Origin of the sequence: Demequina sp., from assembly GCF_047975725.1 — a bacterium.
Classification (GTDB): Bacteria; Actinomycetota; Actinomycetes; order Actinomycetales; family Demequinaceae; genus Demequina.
In genome coordinates, this window is sequence record NZ_JBKEED010000022.1 from 1 (window position 1) to 24,433 (window position 24,433).

General features: G+C 69.5%; 21 protein-coding genes. 11 read left to right on the forward strand and 10 right to left on the reverse strand.

Annotated elements, in window-relative coordinates; all coding sequences use genetic code 11:
* Positions 1–209: LacI family DNA-binding transcriptional regulator (locus tag ACK5NO_RS08440; RefSeq protein WP_416812224.1), on the reverse strand; the 209-nt coding region annotated here is incomplete at its 3' end.
* A gap of 264 nt (positions 210–473) precedes the next feature.
* Here ACK5NO_RS08440 and rhaI point away from each other — a divergent pair.
* From rhaI to ACK5NO_RS08470, 6 genes are read left to right on the forward strand one after another with little or no spacing between them, the layout of a single operon-like run.
* A complete protein-coding gene (gene rhaI, locus ACK5NO_RS08445; protein ID WP_416812225.1) occupies positions 474–1,640 on the forward strand; it encodes an L-rhamnose isomerase in 1,167 nt (388 codons plus the stop codon).
* Positions 1,641–1,643: 3 nt separating this feature from the next.
* On the forward strand, positions 1,644–1,991 hold the full coding sequence (locus tag ACK5NO_RS08450; protein WP_416812226.1) for an L-rhamnose mutarotase: 348 nt from the start codon (positions 1,644–1,646) through the stop codon (positions 1,989–1,991).
* The gene (locus ACK5NO_RS08455) at positions 1,988–2,917 is read left to right on the forward strand and encodes an alpha/beta hydrolase fold domain-containing protein (protein WP_416812227.1); all 930 of its coding nucleotides are present in this window, start codon (positions 1,988–1,990) and stop codon (positions 2,915–2,917) included. Before ACK5NO_RS08450 ends, ACK5NO_RS08455 begins: the two co-directional genes overlap by 4 nt.
* Before the next feature lie 26 nt (positions 2,918–2,943).
* Entirely contained in the window at positions 2,944–4,980 is a 2,037-nt protein-coding gene (locus ACK5NO_RS08460; RefSeq protein WP_416812228.1) for a bifunctional aldolase/short-chain dehydrogenase, read from the forward strand.
* Positions 4,977–6,401, forward strand: coding sequence for a rhamnulokinase (locus ACK5NO_RS08465; RefSeq protein WP_416812229.1), 1,425 nt, complete (start codon positions 4,977–4,979; stop codon positions 6,399–6,401). Before ACK5NO_RS08460 ends, ACK5NO_RS08465 begins: the two co-directional genes overlap by 4 nt.
* Before the next feature lie 2 nt (positions 6,402–6,403).
* A complete protein-coding gene (locus tag ACK5NO_RS08470; RefSeq protein ID WP_416812230.1) occupies positions 6,404–7,633 on the forward strand; it encodes an alpha-hydroxy acid oxidase in 1,230 nt (409 codons plus the stop codon).
* 427 nt (positions 7,634–8,060) lie between these two features.
* Here ACK5NO_RS08470 and ACK5NO_RS08475 read toward each other — a convergent pair whose 3' ends face one another.
* Genes ACK5NO_RS08475 through uxaC form a run of 4 tightly spaced genes read right to left on the reverse strand, consistent with a single transcriptional unit; the run spans position 8,061 to position 12,770 of the window.
* On the reverse strand, positions 8,061–9,164 hold the full coding sequence (locus ACK5NO_RS08475; protein WP_416812231.1) for a sugar kinase: 1,104 nt from the start codon (positions 9,162–9,164) through the stop codon (positions 8,061–8,063).
* A 1-nt stretch (position 9,165) separates the two neighbouring features.
* A complete protein-coding gene (eda, locus tag ACK5NO_RS08480) occupies positions 9,166–9,813 on the reverse strand; it encodes a bifunctional 4-hydroxy-2-oxoglutarate aldolase/2-dehydro-3-deoxy-phosphogluconate aldolase (protein WP_416812232.1) in 648 nt (215 codons plus the stop codon).
* Entirely contained in the window at positions 9,813–11,282 is a 1,470-nt protein-coding gene (locus tag ACK5NO_RS08485) for a Gfo/Idh/MocA family protein (RefSeq protein ID WP_416812273.1), read from the reverse strand. Before ACK5NO_RS08485 ends, eda begins: the two co-directional genes overlap by 1 nt.
* A gap of 51 nt (positions 11,283–11,333) precedes the next feature.
* Positions 11,334–12,770: a glucuronate isomerase gene (gene uxaC / locus ACK5NO_RS08490; protein ID WP_416812233.1), complete on the reverse strand. Its 1,437-nt coding sequence runs from the start codon at positions 12,768–12,770 to the stop codon at positions 11,334–11,336.
* 211 nt (positions 12,771–12,981) lie between these two features.
* Between uxaC and ACK5NO_RS08495 the strand changes: the two genes are divergently transcribed.
* The 3 genes from ACK5NO_RS08495 to ACK5NO_RS08505 are packed head-to-tail and all read left to right on the forward strand — an operon-like array spanning position 12,982 to position 17,092.
* Complete coding sequence (locus ACK5NO_RS08495; RefSeq protein WP_416812234.1) at positions 12,982–13,956, forward strand: LacI family DNA-binding transcriptional regulator; 975 nt, start codon at positions 12,982–12,984, stop codon at positions 13,954–13,956.
* Between the two features lie 17 nt (positions 13,957–13,973).
* Positions 13,974–15,536, forward strand: a complete 1,563-nt coding sequence (locus ACK5NO_RS08500) for a mannitol dehydrogenase family protein (protein ID WP_416812235.1) — start codon at positions 13,974–13,976, stop codon at positions 15,534–15,536.
* The gene (locus ACK5NO_RS08505) at positions 15,533–17,092 is read left to right on the forward strand and encodes a UxaA family hydrolase (RefSeq protein WP_416812236.1); all 1,560 of its coding nucleotides are present in this window, start codon (positions 15,533–15,535) and stop codon (positions 17,090–17,092) included. The genes ACK5NO_RS08500 and ACK5NO_RS08505 overlap by 4 nt, the downstream gene beginning before the upstream one ends.
* A gap of 352 nt (positions 17,093–17,444) precedes the next feature.
* Here ACK5NO_RS08505 and ACK5NO_RS08510 read toward each other — a convergent pair whose 3' ends face one another.
* Entirely contained in the window at positions 17,445–17,948 is a 504-nt protein-coding gene (locus ACK5NO_RS08510; RefSeq protein WP_416812237.1) for an asparaginase domain-containing protein, read from the reverse strand.
* A gap of 148 nt (positions 17,949–18,096) precedes the next feature.
* Here ACK5NO_RS08510 and ACK5NO_RS08515 point away from each other — a divergent pair, with 148 nt between their 5' ends.
* Together ACK5NO_RS08515 and ACK5NO_RS08520 are read left to right on the forward strand one after the other, a co-directional pair.
* On the forward strand, positions 18,097–19,374 hold the full coding sequence (locus ACK5NO_RS08515) for a multidrug effflux MFS transporter (RefSeq protein WP_416812238.1): 1,278 nt from the start codon (positions 18,097–18,099) through the stop codon (positions 19,372–19,374).
* A gap of 2 nt (positions 19,375–19,376) precedes the next feature.
* Positions 19,377–20,414, forward strand: a complete 1,038-nt coding sequence (locus ACK5NO_RS08520) for a nucleoside hydrolase (protein WP_416812239.1) — start codon at positions 19,377–19,379, stop codon at positions 20,412–20,414.
* Positions 20,415–20,447: 33 nt separating this feature from the next.
* Here ACK5NO_RS08520 and ACK5NO_RS08525 read toward each other — a convergent pair whose 3' ends face one another.
* The 4 genes from ACK5NO_RS08525 to ACK5NO_RS08540 form a co-directional block, all read right to left on the reverse strand.
* Positions 20,448–20,615: an alpha-L-rhamnosidase C-terminal domain-containing protein gene (locus ACK5NO_RS08525; protein ID WP_416812240.1), complete on the reverse strand. Its 168-nt coding sequence runs from the start codon at positions 20,613–20,615 to the stop codon at positions 20,448–20,450.
* 63 nt (positions 20,616–20,678) lie between these two features.
* Positions 20,679–22,634: a hypothetical protein gene (locus tag ACK5NO_RS08530; protein ID WP_416812241.1), complete on the reverse strand. Its 1,956-nt coding sequence runs from the start codon at positions 22,632–22,634 to the stop codon at positions 20,679–20,681.
* A gap of 67 nt (positions 22,635–22,701) precedes the next feature.
* Positions 22,702–24,159, reverse strand: coding sequence for a family 43 glycosylhydrolase (locus ACK5NO_RS08535; RefSeq protein WP_416812242.1), 1,458 nt, complete (start codon positions 24,157–24,159; stop codon positions 22,702–22,704).
* A gap of 1 nt (position 24,160) precedes the next feature.
* Entirely contained in the window at positions 24,161–24,430 is a 270-nt protein-coding gene (locus tag ACK5NO_RS08540) for a hypothetical protein (RefSeq protein ID WP_416812243.1), read from the reverse strand.
* Between the last annotated feature and the right edge of the window lie 3 nt (positions 24,431–24,433).

Consider the following 24,433-nt stretch of genomic DNA (forward strand, 5'->3'; position numbering starts at 1 on the left):
ACATCCAGGACCACGAGCGCCACGGTGGTGGACTGGCCAGCGCGGAGTTGGCGCGCGGCGGCGTTGGGGACGTACCCCAGCTCCGCGATCGCCTCGCGCACGCGTTCCACCGTGGCGTCCTTGACCTGGTCGGGCCGGTTCAGGACGTTGGAGACGGTGCCGACGGACACTCCCGCCAGCCGCGCAACCTCGCGCACGCTCACCGCCATGCCCCGGTCCCTCCGTCGTCGTTCATGCGTTGAATCGTGACACACCTGCGCCGATGCGCTGCGGCGCCTCTCCTGGCGCGCCCCTGGAAAGCGCTTCCCAACTATGCCACGATGGCCCCATGCGCAGCCCAGCGCACTGCCGCGGCCGGCCTTGACAACCCGATACGCGAGACCTAGTCTCGGCAGAGTTGAAACGATTCATAGCGGACGTGTCGGGACCGATAGCCCCGCACTTCCACCCCACCGGCTAAGGACAACGACGTCATGACGGACTTCGCGAGCATCGCGCACCGCCTTGAGGAGCAGGCCATCGAGCTGCCCTCGTGGGCCTTCGGCAACTCCGGCACCCGCTTCCGGGTGTTCACCACGCCCGGCACCCCGCGCGATCCGTACGAAAAGGTTGCCGACGCCGCCCAGGTGCACAGGTTCACCGGACTCGCCCCCACCGTCGCGCTCCACATCCCGTGGGACAAGGTCGACGACTACAGCCAGCTCGCGACCCACGCCAAAGACCACGGCGTCGCGCTCGGCACCATCAACTCCAACACCTTCCAGGACGCCGACTACAAGCTCGGCTCCCTCGCCCACCGTGACGACCGCATTCGCCGCAAGGCCATCGATCACCACCTCGAGTGCATCGACATCATGGATGCCACCGGCTCGCGCGACCTGAAGATCTGGCTCGCCGACGGCACCAACTACGCGGGACAGGACGACATGCGCGGCCGCCAGGACCGCATGCACGAGGCGCTCCAGGAGATTTACGCCCGCATCGGCGAGCACCAGCGCCTGGTCCTCGAATACAAGATCTTCGAGCCGGCGTTCTATCACATGGACGTGCCCGACTGGGGTACCAGCTACGCGCAGGTGGCGGCCCTCGGCGACCGCGCCACGGTGTGCCTCGACACCGGCCACCACGCCCCGAGCACCAACATCGAGTTCATCGTCATGCAGCTCCTGCGCCTGGGCAAGCTCGGCTCGTTCGACTTCAACTCGCGCAACTACGCCGACGACGACCTGATCGTGGGCGCTGCGGACCCGTTCCAGTTGTTCCGCATCATCGTCGAGGTCATCCGCGGTGGCGGCTACGGCAAGGACGGCGACACCGCCTTCATGCTCGATCAGTGCCACAACATCGAGGCCAAGATCCCCGGCCAGATGCGCTCAGTGTTGAACGTCCAAGAGATGACCGCTCGCGCGCTGCTCGTGGACCGCGAGGCGCTCACCGCCGCGCAGGTCGCCGGCGACGTGCTGGGCGCCCACGGGATCCTCATGGACGCCTTCTACACGGACGTGCGCGGCGACCTCGCCGACTGGCGCGTCTCCCGCGGCCTGCCCGCTGACCCCATGGCGGCCTTCGCGGAGTCGGGTTATCTTGCCCGTATCTCCGAGGAGCGCGTGGGCGGCACTCAGGCGGGTTGGGGCGCGTAACCCATGGCACGCGTGTGCTTCACGCTTCAGGTGGACCCGGAGCGTCTGGACGAGTACGTCGAGGCGCATCGGGCCGTCTGGCCCCCGATGCTTGAGGCCATCCGCGACGCCGGTCGGCGCGACTACAGCCTGTTCTTACGCCCCGACGGACTGCTCGTAGGCGTGTACGAAACCGACGACGACGCGGCTTCGGCCGCGGCACTTGCCGCCGACCCCCGCACCGCGCAGTGGGAGGCCACCATGGCACCGTTCTTTGTCTCGCTCGACGGCGACCGCCCCGATCAGGGTGCCCCGCAGTTGCCGGAGGTCTTCCACCTCGAGACCCAACTCCAGGCGGCTGGCCTGTCATGATCTCCGTCGAGAGCCTCACCCTCCCGTCGTCATTCCTGCCGTGGGAGACCACCGCGACGCGCCACGACGTCCCCGCGAGGCTGTACCGGCCCAGCACGGCCGATGCGCCCGCTGGCTCGGGCGTGATCGTGAACCCCCGCGGCATCGTCTGGGCCCATGGCGGCGGCTTTGTCCACGGCGACCTCGACATGCCCGAGGGCGACCATGTCGCACGCACCTTGGCCGAGGCGGGCCACACGGTCCTGTCGGTCGACTACCGCCTGGTGGAGTTCGGCGGCGACTGGTCGACCGCCCCCACTTTCGAGGCCGCGCGCCGCTTCCCCGCCGCCCACGACGACCTGGGCACCGCGTTCGCATGGCTACACACGCAGGCCGAGACGCTGGGCGTCGACCCCGCCACTCTCGTGATCGGCGGGGCGAGCGCGGGCGCGTGCCTGGCCGCGAGCGCGGCGCTGCATCTGTGTCGCGACGCAGCCAGCGCATCGGCCCTGCCGTCGCCAACGCCGCGCCCAGCGGGCCTCATGCTCGCCTACCCCACCGTCCATGCCGCGCTTCCCGAGCACGACGCCACCGTCGCATCGGCCGTTGCGGACCTTCCCGACGACCGCCGGTTCTTCCCCCACGCGGTGGCCGGCATGAACCTCCACTACGTGGGCGACCCCGCGCTGCTCGACGACCCGTACGCACTGCCGGGCGGGCACGACCTTGCGGCCATGCCGCCCACGGTCATCGTCAACTCCGAGCGCGACGACCTTCGTACCAGCGGAGAGCACCTGGCACGCGAGCTCGAGGCGGCCGGCGTGGCCGTCGAGTGCTCGTACGAGCTGGGCGCCACCCACGGCCACCTCAACCAACCCCACGAGCCGTTCGCGGCCCGCACCCTGACCACCTACCTGACCTGGCTCGCTGCTACGGCACGCGCCTGACCCGTCACCTCCACGAAAGGACCGTCATGACGAACCCCGTCGTCACCGACCTGATCCAGCGTTCGAACCGCCTGGGATCCCACCCCAAGAACACCAACTACGCGGGCGGCAACACCTCCGCGAAGGGCACCGAGACCGACCCCGTCACGGGCGAGGCCACCGAGCTACTGTGGGTCAAGGGATCGGGCGGTGACCTCGGGACGCTCACCGAAGGCGGCCTCGCGGCACTGCGCCTTGACCGCATGCGCGCCCTGGTGGACGTGTACCCCGGCGTGGAACGCGAGGACGAGATGGTCGCGGCCTTCGACTTCTGCCTGCATGGCAAGGGCGGCGCGGCGCCGTCGATCGACACCGCCATGCACGGCCTGGTCGACGCCGCCCACGTGGACCACCTGCACCCCGATTCCGGCATCGCCATCGCGACCGCCGCTGACGGCGAGGAGCTCACCCGCGCCATCTTTGGCGACGCCGTCGTGTGGGTGCCGTGGCGCCGCCCCGGCTTCCAGCTGGGCCTCGACCTCGCGGCCATCAAGGACGCCAACCCGCAGGCGATCGGCTGCATCCTTGGCGGCCACGGCATCACGGCGTGGGGCGATACCTCCGCCGAGTGCGAGGAGCGCTCGCAGCACATCATCGACACCGCCGCGGCCTACATCGAGGCCCACGGGCGTCCCGAACCGTTCGGCGCCGCACTTGACGGCTACGGCGCGCTGGCTCCCGAGGAGCGCCGCGCCAAGGCGGCCGCTCTCGCTCCCACCATCCGCGGGCTCGCGAGCACCGACCGCCCCATGGTGGGCCACTTCAGCGACGCCGAGCCGGTGCTGGACTTCCTCGCCCGCGCCGAGCACCCGCGCCTGGCGGCACTGGGCACCTCGTGCCCCGACCACTTCTTGCGCACCAAGGTCAAGCCGATGGTGCTCGACCTTCCCGCCGACGCCCCCATCGACGACGCGAAGGCCCGACTGCGCGAGCTGCACGAGGCCTACCGCGCCGACTACCAGGCGTACTACGAGGCCCACGCCGACGCATCGTCGCCCGCGATCCGCGGCGCGGACCCGCTCATCGTGCTCGTGCCCGGCGTCGGCATGTTCTCCTATGGGGCCAACAAGCAGACCGCGCGCGTCGCAGGAGAGTTCTATCTCAACGCGATCAACGTGATGCGCGGCGCCGAGTCGCTGAGCACCTACAGGCCCATCTCGGACGCGGAGAAGTTCCGCATCGAATACTGGGCGCTTGAGGAGGCCAAGCTCCAGCGCATGCCCGCGCCCAAGTCGCACGCCACACGGATGGCGTTCGTGACGGGAGCCGCCTCCGGCATCGGCAAGGCCATCGCGACCCGCCTGGCCGCCGAGGGCGCGTGCGTCGTCATCGCCGACCTCGACCTCGACAAGGCCCAGGCTGCCGCGGCGGAACTCGGCGGCGCCGACGTCGCCGTGGGCGTGCAGATCGACGTGTCGAATGCCGCGGCCGTCGCGGCGGCCGTCGACCAGGCCGTCCTCGCCTTTGGCGGCGTCGACCTGATCGTCAACAACGCCGGCCTGTCGCTGTCGAAGCCGCTGCTTGAGACCACCGAGCGCGACTGGGACCTCCAGCACGACGTCATGGCCAAGGGATCGTTCCTGGTCTCGCAGGCCGCGGCGCGCGTGATGATCGACCAGGACATGGGCGGCGACGTGCTGTACATCGCCTCCAAGAACTCGGTGTTCGCGGGACCGAACAACATCGCGTACTCCGCAACCAAGGCGGACCAGGCCCACCAGGTGCGTCTGCTCGCCGTCGAACTGGGCGAGTACGGCATCAAGGTGAACGGCATCAACCCTGACGGCGTGGTCCGCGGCTCCGGCATCTTCGCCGGCGGCTGGGGAGCCAACCGCGCCAAAACCTACGGAATCGAGGAAGACGACTTGGGTCAGTTCTACGCCCAGCGCACCATCCTGAAGCGCGAGGTGCTCCCCGAGCACGTCGCCAACGCCGCGGCCGTCCTGACGGGCCCCGACATGACCCACACGACCGGCCTCCACGTGCCGGTGGACGCGGGCGTGGCGGCGGCATTCCTGCGATGAGCCTCGCCGTCTCCGCCATCGACCTGGGCGCCACGAGCGGCCGGGTCATGGTGGGGCGCGTGGGCGCGGACACGCTCTCGCTCGAGCAGGTCGCGCGCTTCCCCAACGGACCCGTCGCACTGCCCGACGGCCTGCACTGGGATGTGCAGGCCCTGTACCGGGCAGCGCTCGGAGGGCTCCGCACGGCGGCCGATGCGGGGGTCGAACTGGCATCAATCGGCATCGACTCGTGGGCCGTGGACTACGCACTGCTGCGCCACGGTCGCACCCTGGGCGAGCCGTTCCACTACCGCGATACCCGCACCGCGCGCGGCGTCGAGGCCGTGCACGCGAAGGTGAACTTTCCAAGCCTGTACGCCCGCAACGGGCTGCAGTTCTTGGCGTTCAACACGGCCTACCAGCTCGCCGCGGAGGACCCCGGGGTGCTCGCGGCCGCCGACCGACTGCTGCTCGTGCCCGACCTGCTTGCCTACTACCTGACCGGCGCGCAGGTCGCTGAGCGCACCAACGCCTCGACCACCGGGCTGCTCGACGTCGCGACCCGCGAATGGGACCTCGCGCTCGTCGAGGCGCTGGGCTTGAGCCCCTCCCTGCTGCCGTCACTCGTGAGCCCCGGCGAGCGCATCGGCGCTCTGTCGCCTGAGGTCGCCCACGCGACCGGACTGCCGGCCAGCACCCCGGTGACGGCCGTGGGAAGCCATGACACCGCATCGGCCGTACTGGCCGCGCCCATGCGGGAGACGGGCGGCGCGTACATCTCGTGCGGGACCTGGGGGCTCGTGGGCGTCGAGACCGCGACGCCCGTGCTGTCCGACGCCGCGCGCGAGGCGAACTTCACCAACGAGGGCGGCGTCGACGGCCGCACGCGCTTTTTGCACAACGTCATGGGGCTGTGGCTGCTGAGCGAGTCGATCCGCGCCTGGGAGCGCGGTGGGGCCGCGATCGACCTGCCGACGTTGCTCGCGCAGGCCGCCGCGGTCGAGGGGCCCGTGCCCGTCTTCGACGCGAACGACGACGTGTTCACCGCCCCCGGCGACATGCCCGCCCGGATCGGATCGTGGCTCGGCGAACGCGGCCTGCCCGTGCCGTCCTCGCCCGCGCAGATGACGCGCTGCATCATCGAGTCGCTTGCCCATGCCTTTGCCGATGCGGTGGCGGAGGCCTCCCGCCTGTCCGGCCAGGCGGTCGACACCATTCACGTGGTCGGTGGTGGCGCGCTCAACTCGCTGCTGTGCCAGCGGACCGCCGACCGCGCGGGGCTGCCCGTCGTGGCCGGTCCCGTCGAGGCCACCGCACTGGGTAACGTGCTAGTACAGGCCCGCGCGCTCGGAGCGACGGGTCAGAGCATCGAATCCCTGCGGGACCTGGTCTCGCGCACGCAGGACGTCATCACCTACCAGCCCTCGGGAGAACACCGATGAAAATGGAGCGACGCGTACCGCGCCCCGCCGACCTGGCACCGCTCATGCGTTTCAAGCGGTTCGAGTGGGATGGGCGGGCGCGCCGGCTGGCGAAGGCCCACCGCATCGCGGACCTGCGCCTGATCGCCAAGCGCCGCACCCCCAAGGGCGCGTTCGACTACACCGACGGCGCCGCTGAGTTCGAACTGTCGCTCGGGCGGGCACGCCGGGCCTTCCGGGAGATCGAGTTCCACCCGGCGATCTTGCGGGACGTGTCCTCGGTGGATACCTCGGTGTCGATTCTTGGCGGGCCGTCCGCGTTGCCGTTCGGCATCGCCCCCACGGGCTTCACTCGCATGATGCACGCCGAGGGTGAGCGCGCCGGTGCCTCCGCGGCTGGCGCTGCCGGGATCCCGTTTTCGCTGTCGACGGTGGGCACCACGTCCCCCGAAGGCGTGCGCGAGGCCAACCCCGACGGACGCAACTGGTTCCAGCTGTACATGCAGAAGGACCGCGACAAGTCCATGGGGCTCGTGTCGCGCGCGGCCGACGCCGGCTTCGACACCCTGCTGGTGACCGTCGACGTTCCCGTCGCCGGCGCACGCTTGCGCGACTCGTACAACGGCTTCACCATCCCGCCGCAGTTGACGCCTTCGACCGTGCTCAACGCCATCCCGCGCCCCGAATGGTGGTGGAACTTCCTCACCACCGAGCCACTGGCCTTCGCGTCGCTGTCGTCCTGGGACGGGACCATTGGCGAACTGCTGGACACCTTGTTTGACCCCACGGTGGACTTCGACGACCTCGCGTGGGTGCGCGACCAGTGGCCCGGCAAGGTCGTGGTCAAGGGCATCCAGACCGTCGAGGACGCCAAGCGGGTCATGGACGTGGGCGTCGACGGCATCGTGCTGTCGAACCACGGTGGCCGCCAACTCGACCGCGCCCCGGTGCCGTTCCACCTGCTGCCCTCGGTGCGCTCGGCGCTGGGACCGGACGCGACGATCATCCTCGACACGGGCATCATGTCCGGCGCCGATGTGGTCGCGGCGCTCGCCATGGGCGCGGACTTCACGCTCGTGGGCCGCGCCTACCTCTATGGCCTGATGGCTGGCGGGCGCGAGGGCGTGGACCGCGCCATCGAGATTCTGTCGACGGAGATCGTGCGCACCATGAAGCTCCTGGGCGTCGCCTCCGTCGCGGAGCTCAACCCTGGACACGTGACTCAGCTGCGCAGGCTCGTCCCGCGCGACTAACCCCCTCCTGACCAGTCAAATGGATCCATTTGGCTTGTCAGGCAGGTGGGTGCGGCGAGCGGCGCGGGATCGGTGCGGGATCGGTGCGGGATCGGTGCGGGGGCCAGCCGACGCATCGGCCCTGCCCACCCTCCGCCACCTCTTGCGCGGGAGTGGGACATGAGGGTCAGATTCGGGCAAAAAGTGGCACTCATGTCCCACCAGCACGCAACAGACCGCGGCGAGCGGTGCGGGGGCCAGCCGACGCATCGGCCCTGCCCACCCTCCCCCCCTCTTGCGCAGGAGTGGGACATGAGGGTCAGATTCGGGCGAAAAGTGGCACTCATGTCCCACCAGCACGCAGCGCGTGCACCCAGACGCAAGCGCGCCCGGCGAGTGGCATCCATTCACTCGCCGGGCGCGGTGGTGCTGTCGCGACGTCCGGGTATCAGCGGTCGACGCGGGCGCCGCCTCCGGCGGCGAGCTTGTGAACCTCGGCCTTGGTGGCCATGGTCGTGTCTCCAGGGGTGGTCATGGCCAGCGCGCCGTGGGCCGCACCAAGGTTGACGGCACGCTCGAGCGTCTCACCCTCCAGCAGCCCGTGAATCAGGCCGGACGCGAAGGAGTCACCGCCTCCCACGCGGTCCAGGATCTCCAGGCGGTCACGCTGGGTCGCGCGCACCACTCCGGTGTCCTGGGACCACGCGAGGGCACCCCAGTCGTTGATGCTGGCGGTGTGCACGGTGCGCATGGTCGTGGCGATCACCTGGAAGTTGGGGAAGGCCGTCGCCGCGGCGTCGATCATCTGCGTGAAGCCTGCGACGTCCAGTTCGGCCAGGTCCTCCGAGACGCCGGGCACCTCGAAGCCCAGCGAGGCGGTGAAGTCCTCCTCGTTGCCGATCATCACGTCCACGTGCGGCGCGATGGCCCGGTTGACCTCCTGCGCGCGGTCCTTGCCGCCGAACTCCTTCCACAGCGAGGGGCGGTAGTTGAGGTCGTAGGACACGACGGTGCCGTGCCGATGCGCTGCCTCCACCGCAGCAATGACCGTCTCGGCTGCGGTGTCGGACAGCGCGGCGTAGATGCCGCCGGTGTGCAGCCAGCGCACCCCGAGCTCGCCAAACAGGTGATCGAAGTCCACATCGGAGGCCGCCAAGTGCGAGGCGGCGGTGTGGCCGCGGTCGGACACCCCCACCGCGCCGCGCACGCCAAAGCCGCGCTCGGTAAAGTTCAGCCCGTTGCGCACCGACCGGCCGATGCCGTCGTAGTCCTTCCACACCAGGTTGGACGTGTCGACCCCGCCTGCGAGGATCAGGTTCTCGACCAGGTGGCCGACCTCGTTGTCCGCGAGCGCGGTCACCACGCCGGTGCGGTAGCCAAACGCCCGCGCCAAGCCGCGCGACACGTTGTACTCGCCGCCGCCCTCCCAGGCTGTGAACGACCGCGCCGTGCGGATACGCCCCTCTCCGGGGTCAAGTCGCAACATCACCTCGCCCAGCGACACCGCGTCGAAGCGGCACTGCTCAGCGGACTTCACACTCAGCACGGACAACTCAAGCCTCCTTGGCTAGTAGCGCCACGGCCTGGGCCACGAGCGCACTGACTTCATCGAACTTGCCGGCCGCGACCAGATCTCGCGGCACCATCCACGAGCCACCCACCGCGTGCACGGCGGAGATGCTCAAGTACTCGTGCAGGTTGTCGGGGCCAATCCCGCCCGTGGGCACGAACGACACCCCACCAAACGGGGCCGCGAGCGCCTTGACCGCCGCCGCACCACCGGAGGTGCCCGCAGGGAAGAACTTCACCGTCGACACGCCCAGTTCAAGCGCGGCCATCACCTCAGAGGCCGTCACCGCGCCGGGCAGCACCGCGACCCCGCGCTCCTGGCAGCGCTCGACCACGGCGCGCGACAGGCCGGGAGAGACCACGTACGAGGCTCCCGCGTCCACGGCCGCGTCGACCTGCGCGACGGTCAGCACCGTCCCGGCACCCACCAGCACGTCGCCGCGAGCCGCCATCACGCGGATCGACTCGGCGGCCGCCGCCGTGCGGAAGGTCACCTCCGCGACCGGCAGCCCGCCAGCGACCAAGGCGCCGGCCAGGCCATCGGCAGCACCCGCATCGTCGAGCACCACAACGGGAACCAGCCGATGCGTCCCCAGCTGGGCAAGCACGTCACCGTTGTCAAGGGTCGCCATCAGAGTTCCTCTCCCAGGTCAAGCGAGTCGATGTCCACGGGCGCTCCCGTGGCGAGGGATTGGTTGGCCGCGATGCCTACCGCGACGGCGCGCAGGCCGTCGCGGTAGCCGGCCGCGCGGCGGAGCGGGTCCTCACCCACGCGTAGGTCGCCGCGGAAGACCTCCATGAGCAAGATCGCGTCGCCGCCGCCGTGACCGCCAATCCCCGCGGGGATCTCGAGATCCACGGGCGCCTCCCAGTGGCGCTGCACGAGCAGGCGCTCACCATGGGGGCGCAGCGCGTCGGCGGCGAGCCCCTCGGGGGTGGCGGACGGGTCGAGAGTGACCTTGCCGTCCGCGCCCGCGATCACCGCGCCGCGCTCGACGACTTCGAGCTCGGCGCGGCCTTCCGTGCCGTTCACGGTCACGCGGTAGCCCTCCCACGGCGCGTGCGCGTTGAGCGAGTACGTCAGCAGCGCGCCGCCGCGGTAATCAACCACCAGCGCGAGGTTGTCCTCGATATCGATGTCGGCATCGAACACGTCGCGGTCACGGAGGTAGCCGTCGTGGTGCTCGGCGTCGAGGTACAGCGCGGCCAGTCGTGGGTCGTCGCGCAGGTCGAGTGCGAAGGGGTCACCCTCGGCGCCGGTGCCGCGCTCGGGACGCTCGCCCAGGCCGCGCTCGGCAGCGTTGGCGGCGCCGTAGAACTTGAGGCCGCCACGGGCATACACACGCGAGGGGACGTCGCCCAACCACCAGTTGACCAGGTCAAAGTGGTGCGACGACTTGTGGATCACGAGCCCGCCGGAGTTGATCTTCTGGCGGTGCCAGCGACGGAAGTAGTCCGCGCCGTGCACGGTGTCGAGCGCCCATTCGAAGTGCACCGACGTGACCTTGCCAATGCGCCCGGACGCGATGACCTCGCGCAGCGTCGAGTTGCGCGGCGCGTAGCGGTAGTTGAACGTCATGACGAGGTCGCGCTCGGTCTCGCCGACTGCAGTAGTGATGCGTCGGCAGCCCTCGGCCGTGGTGGTCAGTGGCTTTTCCACCACGACGTTGGCGCCGGCCCGCATGGCGCGGTCGATCACCTCCGCGTGCGTCGCGTCGATGGTCGTCACAATGACGGTGTCGACGCGCTGCTGCTCGATCATCTCCTCGAGGCCGTCGGCGTCGTAACGCGGCAGCCCCGCGGGCCCGCCTTCGCTGTCTGCACCGTCCGCACCGTCCGCACCGCGAGCGGCGCCCACGAGCGCGTCGTAGTAGTCGATGCGCCCAGGGTTGCGGTCGAGCCAGGCCACGATCTCGGCGACGTCCGCGTGCGGCCCCGTGATCGCGTCCACATACATGCCCGCCCGGTGCCCCGTGCCCACCACCGCGTAGCGGGTGCGCGGGCGGTCGGCGGCCGGCTCGTCGAAGGTGGGCAGCACGAGAGGGCTGGGCCCTCCCGCGGGCTCGTGGCGCGGCGGCGCGGTGGGGTTCTGGTCAGTCACTTGGGTCACGACGAACAGTCCTCTCGGGGATCGAATGAAGGCGAGCGAAGGTCAGTGGTCGAGGCGCGGGTACACCGCGCGCGGGATCTCGTAGGCGAGGTCGACGGCGGTCTCGATGGCCTCGTCGAGAGACAGCCGATGCTCGGCCACCAGCCGCGCGAGGTGCCCCGCGTCCACCCGTCGTGACACGTCATGCCGAGCCGGGATCGACAGGTACGCCCGGGTGTCGTCCACAAATCCGGAGGTGTTGTAGAAACCAGCCGTGTCGGTGACGGTGTCACGGAACCGGCGCATCGCATCGGGCGTATCGAGGAACCACCACGGGGCGCCCAGCCGCACGGCGGGGAACACGCCGGCCAGCGGCGCCAACTCCCTCCCGAAAACGTCCTCGTCCACCGTGAACAGCACCAGGGTCAGGCGCGGGTCGTGGCCGTAGCGGGTCAGCAGCGGCCGTAGCGACTGGGCGTAGTCGATCGGGATGGGGATGTCGTAGCCCACGTCCGCGCCACGCTCGGCGAACACCCGCGGGTCGTAGTCCCGCAGCACGCCGGGGTGCAACTGCATCACCAGGCCGTCCTCGCACGACATGCGCGCCATTTCGGTGAGCATGTGGCCGGCAAAGCGCCGGGCCGATGCGCTGGTGGTCTCTCCACGCAACGCCGCCTGAAGCAGGCGGTCGGCTTCCGCAGCGTCGAGCGGCTCGGTGTCCGCGTACAGGTGGCCGTGGTCCGTGGCGCGGGCCCCCGCAGCGACAAACGCCGCGCGGCGCGACTCGATGGCCTGGATGTAGGAGGAGTAGTCGACGATGTCGATGCCCGCCTGCTGCCCCATGGCCTGCACGCTCGCGAGCCAGTCGGGGCGGTCGAGGTTGACCACGGCGTCGGGCCTGAAGGTGGGCACGATCCGTTCGCCGTAACCACGGGACGCGAGGTCGGCGTGGGATGCGAGCGGGTCGCCCGCGGCGTCGGTCGTGGCGAGGATCTCGATACGCAGCGAGTCCAGCAGCGCGAGCGGCCGGTAGGCGGGCTGGGTCAGGCGATCGGCGATGGCGTCGTAGACCTCGTCCGACGTGTCGGCGGACAACGCCGACGACACCCCGAGCACCGACTCCAGCACGTGCTCCATCCAGATGCGGGTGGGCGTGCCGCGGAACAGCTTCCAGCGGGTGGCGAACGCGCGCCAGATCTCGCGCGGGTCCGTCTCGACCGTTCCGCCGTCGCGGCGCGGCACCCCGAGCGCGTCGTGGGGGACGCCCTGCGACACGAGCATGCGCACCAGGTAGTGGTCCGGGATCACAAGCAGCGAGGCGGGGTCGCCGAAGGGCTGATTGGCCGCGAGCATGGCCGCGTCGACGTGCCCGTGCATCGACACGAGTGGCAGGTCCTTGGTCACGCCGTAGAGCTCCCTGGCGATCGCGCGCTCCTCGGGTGCGGACGGCAGCAGCCGGTCCTCGTGCAGTGCTGAAGTCGAGATGGGCGACACGGTCACCGGGACCTCCTCGTCGAAGCCATGTTGAACGAAATGAATGCGCTTTCAAGCGCAGGACCCTACTCTCTCACGCATAAACTGGAACGGCAAGCGCATTCCCAGATGAAACAGAATGTGCCATGATGAACGAACGCGCGCGTCCCGCCCAGGCGCCGCGAAGGCCCGGTCGCCACTGCCACCCGGTCTTGACCACAGCAGAAGGGAGGGCACCGTGGCCACCTTGCGAGACGTCGCGATCGCGGCAGGCGTATCGCCCGCCACGGCTTCCCGAGCGCTCAGCGCACCGGACACCGTCTCGACGGCACGCCGCCACCGGGTGATCGAGGCCGCTGAGCGGCTGGGCTACCAACCCAACCGCTCAGCACAAGCACTCGCCTCGGGCCATAGCGGGCACGTGGGATTGGTCCTGCCCGACCTCGCCAACCCCTCCTTCGCGGCGATCGCCAAAGGCGTGCAGGCCCAGGCACGGGGCACGCGATACTCGGTGCTGGTGGCCGACACTGACGAGGACCCGCGCGCCGAGCTCGCGATCGTCCGCGACCTGCAGGCCAACGTCGACGGCCTGGTGCTGTGCTCCCCACGCATGCCCGAGGAGCAGATCCGCGAGTGCGCGGCGGCCGGCCCGATCGTCCTGGTCAACCGCGAGGTCGAGGGCCTGCCGTCGGTGACGTTCGACTCGGCGAGCGGCGTCACCCAGGCGCTGCAGCACCTGCGCGCGCTGGGGCACCGGCACGTCGCATACATCGGCGGCCCCACCTCCTCATGGTCTGACGCCCATCGGCGACGGGCGCTCGACTCCGTGGACGGCATCCAGGTGGCCGACGTCGGTAGCCACCGGCCTGTGCATCAAGGCGGCGTCGCGGCCGCCGACCTCGCACTCGAGACCGGCGCGACCGCCTTCCTGTGCTACAACGACCTGATCGCCCTGGGCGTCATGTCGCGGCTGCGCGCCCGCGACGTGCGTGTTCCCGAGGACGTCTCCGTGCTGGGGTTCGATGACATCGGCGCGGCGACCTACGTCTCCCCCCAACTGACAACCGTCGCCATTCCCCTGACCCGCGCAGGCCACGAGGCCATCACGCTTCTCGAACGCCTGCGCCTGGACGACGGTGACGCCCACACCATGCGCCTTCCCGTCGCACTCGTGGTGCGCGACTCGACCCACCCCCTGCCAGCCCACGCGTAGCACCCAGAAGGAAGACAATGACGTCTCTACCCCGACTGTCCCCCGCCACCCTCGCGACGCTGAGTGCGGGTGGCCTCGATCCGGCCGTGCGCCCGCTCGCCGCACTCGACCGCGACGCGGCTCCCGGCATCGTCCACTTGGGGATCGGCGCCTTCCACCGCGCGCACCAGGCGGTCTTCACGGAGCAGGCCGCGACGCTCACCGGCGACGACCGCTGGGGCATCGTCGGCGTGACCCAGCGCAGCGCATCGGTGCGCGACCAACTGCTGCCCCAGGCCGGGCTGTACGGGGTACTCGAACTGTCGGATGCGGGCTCGCGGCTCGACCTCATCGGCGCCGTGCGTGATGTCCTGTTCCCCGCCGAGGACACCGCGCGGGTACTGGAGTGCGTCGCGGCAGCCAGCACGCACATCGTCTCTCTGACCGTCACCGAGAAGGGCTATCGCAGGGCCCCCGGGGGTGGCCCCGACCTAGCCGATGCGGCGCTCGCCTTCGACCTCGAGGTACTCGCCAAGGAAATCGATGGCTCGACGGCCGATGCGTCGGTTCCGTCCCGTAGTGCCATCGGCCTTCTCCTGCGCGCACTCACCCGGCGATGGCGCGGCGACGCGCAGCCGATCACCGTCGTCGTGTGCGACAACTTGCTCGACAACGGACCCACCGTGGAGCGCCTGGTCTACGCCATCCTCGAGGTCTCTCCCGCGGCCGGCGCGGTGGAGTTTGCCCAGTGGCTGCGCGCCTCGGTGGCGTTCCCCGCGACCATGGTCGACCGCATCGTGCCGGCGACAACAGACGCTCACCGCGCGACCGCGCAGCAACTGCTGGGCGCAAGCGATGCCGGCTTGGTGGTCGCCGAGCCGTTCACGCAATGGGTCATCGAGGACCGCTTCACCGGGCCTCACCCCGCGTGGGAGGACGCGGGTGCGACGTTCACCGACCACGTCGCGCCATACGAGCACGCCAAGTTGCGCATCCTCAACGGCACCCACTCGATGCTCGCCTACGCGGGCGCGCTGCGCGGCCACGCGCTGATCGCCGACGCTGTCGCTGACCCCGAGCTGCACGCCCTGGCCCGCACCCAGATCGACGACGACGCCATCCCGTCGCTGGGCGAGCGCGGCGAGATCGACCTCGAGGCCTACCGCGAGTCCGTGCTCGAGCGCTTCGCCAACGGCGCCATTGGCCACACCACGGTGCAGATCGCCATGGACGGCTCGCAGAAGGTGCCGATCCGGTTCCTGGCCACCGCGCGCGACCGGCTCGACGCCGGCCACGTGCCGCACGCGATGGCGCGGGCCGTTGCGGCCTGGATGCTCTACGTCCGCGCGTGCGCGCAGGGCGAACTGGTCGTTGCGGGCGCACCCGTCGTGCTCGACGACCCCCTCGCATCCTTGTTGGCCGATGCTGCCGCAGGCCCGGTGGGCGGCCTCGCCGGCCGCATGCTCGCCGTACGAGAGGTGTTCCCCGCCGCCCTCGCCGAGGACGATCGCTGGCGCCACGCGGTGAGCGCCGCGGTACGAGACGTGGCGGCGTTGGTCGCCACCGCATCGGCCGTCAACTCTGCCGCGGTGTCGTCATGAGCCCTGCGACCGCAACCCCGCACACGCTGGACCTGCCCCAGGTGACACTGATCCTTGCCCCCGAGGACGATGTCGCGGTCGCGACGCGCGACCTGGCGGGCGGCACGGTGCTGACCGGTGGGCCCACTGGCGAGCTCACCGTGGGCTCGAACATCGCGCGGGGCCACAAGGTCGCGTTGCGCGCCATCGCCGCGGGAGAACCGGTACGCAAGTACGGCCAGGTCATCGGCCGCGCGAAGGTCGACATCCGGCCCGGCGCGCATGTGCACGCGCACAACCTGGGCATGGATGACAGCACTCGCGAGGTCGAGGTGGGCGTGGACCGCCGCCCCACCGTGCCCGCCACCGAGCAGCGCACCTTCCTGGGCTACCGCCGCTCCGACGGCTCGTGGGGCACACGCAACTACATCGGCATCGTGACGAGCGTCAACTGCTCGGCGTCGACGGCGCGCATGATCGCCGACCAGTTCCGCGGGCCGGTCCTGGACGCCTACCCCCACGTCGACGGCGTGGTCGCGCTCACCCACGACACCGGCTGCGGCCTGGTGCCCACGAGCGAGGGCGCGCAGATCACCCGCCGCACCCTGCAGGGCTACGCCTCGCACCCCAACATGGCGGGCCTGCTCGTGCTCGGCCTCGGCTGCGAGATGCTGCCAGCGGCCACCATCCTCGACGGGCTCGCGCTGCGCGAGGACCTGCCCGTCACCACCCTGACCATCCAGGAGACGGGCGGCATCCGCTCGACGGTGCGCGCGGGAGTCGCCGCGATCGAGGGGATGCTGCCGGGAGTGGAGGCATTGCGGCGGGAGGAAGCCCCCGCATCGGCCCTCGTGCTGGGCACCAACTGCGGTGGCTCCGACGGTTACAGCGGCATCACCGCCAACCCGGCGTTGGGGTTCGCGAGCGACCTGCTGATCGCACAGGGCGGGCGCTCGGCGCTCGCCGAGACCCCCGAGGTCTACGGCGCCGAGCACCTGCTGCTGCGCCGCGCTGTCTCCCAAGACGTGGCCGATGCGCTGCTCGCCCGCCTGCGCTGGTGGGAGGAATACGCCGCGCACGGTGGCGGCACGCTCGACAACAACCCCTCCCCCGGCAACAAGGCAGGCGGCCTCACGACCATCCTCGAGAAGTCGCTCGGGGCCGTCGCGAAGTCGGGGTCTTCCGAGCTGGTCGCGGTGCGCGAGTATGCGCAGAAGATCGATCTGCCAGGCCTGACCTTCATGGACACGCCCGGCTACGACCCCGTCTCCGTGACCGGCCTAGTCGCCGGCGGCGCCACCGTCGTGGTGTTCACCACCGGTCGCGGATCCGTGCTGGGCTGCAAGCCCTCGCCCTCCATCAAGGTCGCGACCAACACCGAGACCTACGAGCGCATGACCGAGGACATGGACCTCAACGCCGGGCGCATCGTGGACGGCACGGCCACCTTGGAGGAGGTCGGGCGGGAGATCTTCGAGAAGATCCTGAGCGTCGCGTCCGGCGAGCAGACCGTGTCGGAGGAGCTCGACCTGGGATCCGATGAGTTCGTGCCGTGGCAGCTGGGGGCCGTGACCTAGGCGCTCGCCGCACATCGGGCTCCCGGTCCCACCCCCCGAGCCCCATCCGCGGCCCCACCCCGAGCCCCATCCGCGGCCCCGCCCTCGGTTCGCGTAGACGTCGCCCAGATCTGGAGCTTCGGTGCGCGGTACGCGTAGGTGAGGGTCAGCGTGGCGGCGGGGCCCCGCGTCGGGGCCACTCACGCGACGACGGCCCCGCGCGTCCCACATCTACGCGCAGCGCGCACAGCGCGGCGGAAAGTGGGCGAGGCCTACGCGAACGAGGAGGGGGCGTGGGAGAGCGGGGCGTGGGAGAGCGGGGCGTGGGAGAGGGCGACGGCGAGCGGGGCGAGGCGCGCCAGCCGCTGCTCCACTACCGCGGGAGCGCGACGAACGCGCCCGTCGCGAGGTCCTTGCGCACAGTCCCGGCGGCGAACAACCGCGCACCCATCGCGACGTAGACGCCCGGCGCCGCTAGTTGCGCGGCCGCGAGCGCGAACCCCACGTTGACATGAGCATCAGATCCCGCGACGGTCTCGGGCCGCAGTGCGCCCGTGAGGACCACCGTCACCCCGTCGGCCACGCGCCCGGACAAGTACTCGGCGGTGTCGGCCATGGTGTCGGTGCCGTGGGTGACGACGACGGCACTGGTCTGGGCAGTCGCGATTTCGCGCGCGAGCACCTCGCGGTCAGCGTCCGCCATGTCGCGACTGTCGAGGGCCAGCACTCCCACCACCCGCACGGTCACCGACGGCACGAGCGTGTGAAGAACGCGCGCTACCGCAGGCTCCCCCACCGCAAGGTCCCCGGACAGCAGGTACTCCTTGTCGATGGTCCCGCCCGTCGCGATGACAGTGATGTCTGTTGCGTGGCTCATGTGGATCCTCCCGAAACGTGCCAACGCATCAGGATACTCGGCGCACTTGACCGAGTGTGGAACGTTGCATAACCTGGAAGCCGGGACCGGACGACGACGGCGCCGGGGCACCCGCAACACAGCTCCAAAGGCCGTCCAGGTACGCCTCATGTCCTCACGTCCCGTCCGCTCCGTCATGACCTCCCCGACACGCAGCACGCTGGTGGTGTTGTGCCTGTTAGCCGCGCTCGGCTCACTGACAGTCGACCTCTATCTCCCCGCACTGCCCCGCATCCAAACCGAACTTGGCGCGACCACCGCCGCGACGCAGCTGTCCTTGACGGCCACAACGTTGGGCTTCGCCCTCGGGCAGCTTCTGGTCGGCAACTGGGCCGATGCGGCCGGTCGACGCACGCCCCTGATCGCCTCGACCGCGCTTCACGTCGTGGCGAGTATTGGCGTCGCGAGCGCAGGGAGCATCGGCACACTGCTGGCGTTCCGCCTGGTCCAGGGCTTCGGGGCGGCCGGAAGCGCGGTGGCGTCCATGGCCATCGTTCGAGACCTGTACAGCGGGTCCCGCTTTGTTGAGGTTCTTGCACGCATCGCGGTGGTCACGGGCCTTGCCCCCGTGCTCGCCCCCTTCCTCGGCGTCCAACTCCTGAGCCTGATGGACTGGCGCGGCATCTTCGTGGTCATCGCGGGGTACGGCGCACTCATGCTCCTCATCGCGTTGGTAGGCCTGCGCGAGACCTTGCCTCCGCAGCGTCGCCTCCCGATGCACCCGCGAGCCATTGCCACCCGCTACGCAGGGCTCGCCCGCACTCCCGACTTCCTGGGCTCGGCCTTGGTCGGCGGCCTGATTGTCTCGGGCGTGTTCACGATGATGACGGCCTCGTCGTTCCTCCTCCAGGAGACCTACGCACTCGATAGCACGAGCTACTCGATCGTTTTCGCATGCAACGCGGTCGCGTTCGTGGTGGGTACGCAGGCCAGCGCTCGCCTGGTGCGTCGTGCAGGCCCCTACCGCGTGCTGCGCGTCAGCCTGCCCCTGGTGGCGCTCGCTGGCTTCGCGATTATCCCCGCCGCCGCGAGCGGGGTACCGGGCATCACCGCCGCGACCGTGGTCTTCATGGCCGGCGCAGGCACGGTGGGCCCCTGCACGTCGGTCATTGCGATGGGCCGCCAGGCACATCAGGCCGGTACCGCGTCAGCATTCTTGGGCGCGGCGAATTTCGGCATGGCAGGACTGACTGCCCCGCTGGTGGGTGTCCTCGGCGTCGAGTCTGTCGCGCCCATGGCCCTACTGATGGGCGGTTGCGTTGCCATTGCTGTCGCCGTCTACTGGCTCATGATCGAGCGCGTGAGGCCCGCGTCCCACGACCTCGCGAGCCTGGTCGCCGACTCCCCGCCTGCCCCCGCTCCCACACCCGCAACGGAATCGAGGTAGCCATGACCCGCCTGCCCACCTCCCACGACGATGTCGCCGTGGACCCGAGTCTGCGCTGGAGCATTGGCTCTATCCCTTGGCTCGCTCCCCACCAGCAGACATCTCGCTATCGCGTCATTATCGACAACGACTTCATCGGCGACCCCGACGACCTTTACCAGGTGGTTCACCACTTGTTGTCACCCGATGCGGAGACCCGCCTGATCGTGTCGTCTCACCTGCCCGCGGGCGACGGCTGGGACCCTAGCGACCAGCAAGCGGCGCATGGCACGGCCGTCGTGCACCACATCCTGGCACGCATGGGCCTCGAAGCAGGTGACCGAGTCATCACCGGCGCCGAGCACGCATTAGCAGACCCCCATACCGCTTATGACACCCCCGCCGCGCGCGCCATCGTCGCCGAGGCGCTGCGGGACGACGACCGGCCGTTGTTCTACGCCGCTGGCGGCGGCCTCACCGACCTCGCCTGTGCGCTTCTGCTCGAGCCCAGCATCGCGGACCGCATGACACTGGTGTGGATCGGCGGCACCACGCACCCTGCCCTGCGCACGGAGACATCAGGTGAGCCCCGCGACGAGTACAACACCATGATCGACCCGCATGCTGTGCGCACTGTTTTTGGTCACTCCACCATCCCCGTGTGGCAGGTGCCAGCAGACACGTATCGCCACGCGATGATGGCGATGTCGGAGGTGCGCACCCTGGTGAGGCCGCTTGGCCTCACCGGCCAGTACCTGCACGACGAACTCGACGCGGCACTCGCGGGACTCGTAGCCGACGGCCATCGCACCGGCGATGTCTACATCATGGGCGACCAGCCGCTCGTGCTCCTGACCGCGCTCCACACCCCTTACGACCCGGACCCGGCCACCTCGACCTACCTCATGCTTCCCACCCCCACGCTTGAGGGCAAGCGCACCTGGGTTGAGGTCGAGGAAGGACGGCCGATGCGCTATTACATCAGCATCGACAACCGGCTCATGATCGCGGACATGGTCGGCAAGCTCGCCGAGCTTGCCGACTGGCAGGCAGGTCGCTGACCCCTGTGAGGTGGGGTGGATACCCACCCCACCTCACAGCTCGAACGCTTCGCTGTGCTCCCCAGCACTCAAGTGCCGTACGTGTGCACGGACGCGACACGTCGCCGTCGAGCCGTGGGGAACGCTGACGTCGAGCCACCACCGCGCCTGGTCCTTGCGCCAAGCGACGGCTACTTGTCCGCGGGGAGTCTCGATGTCCACCCGCGCCGACTCGGCGACACACCATTCGTGTGCCGCCGAGCCGGATCACTTCACGACGACTGCTTATCCCGTGTAGGTCGGGTCGGCAGGCACGGGAACGGCCGGGTCGGCCGTGCCGTCACCGTCAGCATCACCATCGGTGTCGGTGTCGGGGTCCGGGGTCGGGTCGGTCGAGGCGGGCTCGACGATGACCCGTGCACGGTCGAGGTTCTCGACTCGCGCATAGGTGTCCCCCTCGTGACCGTCGCGCTGCGACGTCACCTTGACGGCCACCAAGTACTCGCCTGGCTCGGTAAACGTGCAGGTCTTGCTCACCGAGACCGCCTGCGCCGGGCTGGCGACGTCCGCCGAGGTGTAGGTGCCATCACCCTCGCAGTCCCATGCGAAGGAAACGACCTTGCTCGACGACAGTGGCGTTTGCGCCGATGCGGTCAGCGTCACTGCCTCACCCACCTCGACGGTCACGGACTCTTCGCCTGCGCTCAGCAGATCCACCGTGGGCTGAATACCGTGCCGCTGCGCGGCACTGGTGGCCGGAGTGACCTGCCCCCCGATGATCTCGTACGTCGTGGAAGCCGGCGCACTGACCCCGTCCTCAACCCAAGCAGCGAGGTCGCGCAGTGCCTGCTCGACCGATCCATTCCAGTCGACCAGGTGCTTGGCACGGTCATCGACAGCCGGCGCCTCTTGGTGATCAGCGTGGTCGGTGAGGTACAGACGGAAGTTCTCCTGCGCGCCGTCGCTACCCAGGCTGTTGACGACCTCCTGCGAGTACCACACGGCGTTGTGAGCGAAGGCATCCGTGTCGTACAAGTTCTGGACGATGATCATTTTTCCGTTGATGTCGCCGTCAAACTTCGCGCCTCCTGACACCGAACCGAAGAAGCTCCCCGCCCTGGCTTCGCGCTGGGGGTACAGCGGGTCGCCACTGTCATCAAGGAACTGATCAAAGGTCGGGTACTTCTCATAGTCCAGCGGCAGTGCGTACCGGTGGTAGAAGCCCAAAGCGATGATCCACCGGTTGTCCTCGGTGTCACCGAGGTCGGCCAGGATTTCCCGAACCTTGTCACCGAGAGCGGAGTCCTCCGATCCCACGTACCCGGCGGCGTTCCAGAAGTCGTCGGCGTACGTGGGGTCGACGCCGCGCAAGGAGTCATTGGCGACCAGCAGGCCGTTGCCGTCATACGGCCAGGCCTTGCCGAAGAGGTACTCGGGGTACTCCCACGCAGCCAGCGGGATGCCGTATTCCGTCATCTCCCTCAGGACGGTCGCCTCTGCCTCGTCGAGGGTGGCGTACGGGTCGCCGCTTCCGCCGGGAAGGACCGCGTCACGAATGTCGTCGGCCTTGTCCCCGAGCACCAGTTCCGCGAGTCCGCGAATCTTGTGGTGCTGGGTTGCCACCATCGTCCCCTGAACGAACGGCGCGAAGCCGTCCCAGACCCCCGTGGTGTTCTCGGCGGCACCGGTCGTTTGGAATGAACCGCCACTCGGGCCGTACAGGTAGCCGTAGATCTCCTCGTCCCAGCCGTAGTACTCGGCGGCGTAGGCCTCGGCGAACTTCGCGCCGGCCGCAGCGTGGCGATAGCCCAGGGCGAGGCCGCCGTTGCCCACGGCCACGGAGTAGCCACCGGACTCGAGGGCGAACTCCAGGGCACGCTCGCCGTACTCCACCGGGAAGGGGTAGGTGTACTGGAAGAAGCGGCCCTCGAAGGCGTCCGCCGGAGGCAGAGCGATCGTCACTGTCATGGTGGAGCCCTCAGCTCCCAACCGGCCAGTGACGAGATGGTGCGGGAACTCGCCGTCGACATCCTCTTCCGAGAGCACCGTGAATTCCGTCCATTCGGGATCGACACAGTCGGCGGTGATCTGCCAGGCGCCAGCGGCCTCGACGCAGTCTGCCGGATCGGCTACCGCCATCGTGGCAGGCGTGGCGATCGCGGCCACCGCGAGCGCTGACGTCGACAACGCAATGGTCGCCGCTCGGCCTCGCGAGGTTCTGCGGGTTACTACAGGTTTCATGTGTTCACTCCAGCATCGTTGATGGAACGCGGCGCGGTTGCGACGCGCATGGTGCGCGGCCGTGACCTCAGCTGCGCAAGTCTCGTGATGGTTGATAAGAGAAGGCCCGCACGCGACTCGAGTGCCCCGCGGCGCCGAGCGCGAGCATGCGCCCGGTGAAGCCCGCTGCGACCTCGGTGGACAGATAGCGCCCGTCGATGCGCGCGAGGGAGACCTCCTGCGACTCGCTCGCCACGCTCAGCACGATGTCGTCGGGGCCGGCATCGGATAGCGGCACCGTTGCCCGGCCGGGGTCCACTGCTGCAATCCGCACCGTCACGTCGCCCGGTGCAACGTCTGCCCTCCCCACCTCGGCCTCAATACCGCCGATGCGCACGAAGGCACGCGCGAGGCCGTCCCTGACCGTCACGCCGTAGGCGTGCCGGCGATCCATGCGTACTTCCAGGCCGCCCTCGCCGGCAACCACCGCATCGGCCGTCCACAAGAAGTCTGTGACGCGGGTGCAGAGGTAGCGGTCGGGCTCAAGGCTGACCAGACCACGGCCAGCGGCAGGGAGCACCCCTTCGGGCACCACCCAGTGCGCATCCCAGTCAGGCTCGCTGAAGTGCGTGGCGTGAGCGGTCGATGGTTCCTCCACCTCCCAGGCGTCATCGACAAACACGGGCCAGTCGTCACGCCATTCGATACCGGCAACAAACGTCTCGCGCCCGAGCACGTGGAAGCCTGGAGTCGACCCGCGCGGTCGGGTGCCGAGGTAGACGGCCGCCCACTCGCCCGCCGGAGTGCGCACGAGGTCGGCGTGACCCACGGACTGGACAGGTTCGACGGTTGAGCGCTTGGTGAACACCGGGTTGGCTGGGCAGCCCTCGAACGGGCCGCGAGGCGAAAGCGAGCGCGCGACGGTCACGCAGTGTCCTCGCTCGGTGCCGCCTTCGGCGAGCACCAGATACCACCAGCGGCCGATGCGGTACAGGTGCGGCCCCTCTGCCGCGGCCAATCCGCTGCCCTGCCACACCGGCACTGCGGGCTCAAGGAACATCCCCGTCGCCGTATCGATGGGTGCCTGACGGATGTCCTGCTCGCCCGTCTCGAAGTCGAGGTAGTGCCAGGTCAACAGGCACACGCCGTCGTCATCCCACGCCAGGTCGGGGTCGATACCGAGCGCTTGCGGTACCCACACCGGTGCGCTCCACGGCCCCGCCGGGTCGCTCGCCGTGACAATGAGCTGGCCGGCCCCGTAGTCCGACAGGTTGGTCGTGATGAAGTAGAAGAGGCCGTCGTGGTGGCGAAGGGTCGAGCCGTAGATGCCGTTGGATGGACGCGACGCGCCCTCGACGAATTGTTCGCGGGAGGTGAGGATGTTGCCCACCCGCTCCCACGTCACCAGGTCACGGCTGTGCCACAGTGGCGCACCGGGAAAGTACTCGAAACTCGAGTTCGCGAGGTAGTAGTCGTCCCCGACTCGGCAGATCGTGGGATCGGGATAGAACCCCGGGATGATGGGCTGAACGGCTGACGATGGCATGTCAGCTACCCCTCTCGTATGTCACCGCGGAAGAAAACACCCGCTCGGAAGCGGACAGCATGCGCGCGGGTTCGACGACAAAGTCGCGTGCAAGGTTGGTGTACGCGGTCGGAGTCGCGTCGATCCCCTCATGGCCACGACCATCGGGTGCCACCAGGAACCACGCGGGCGCAGCCGTCACCTGCCATGCCTTCTCCTGCGGCGTCATCTGAGCCAGCAGGAGCTCCACACGTTCGTCAGCGCGCAACCGGTCATTGGCGTCATCAGGCATCAT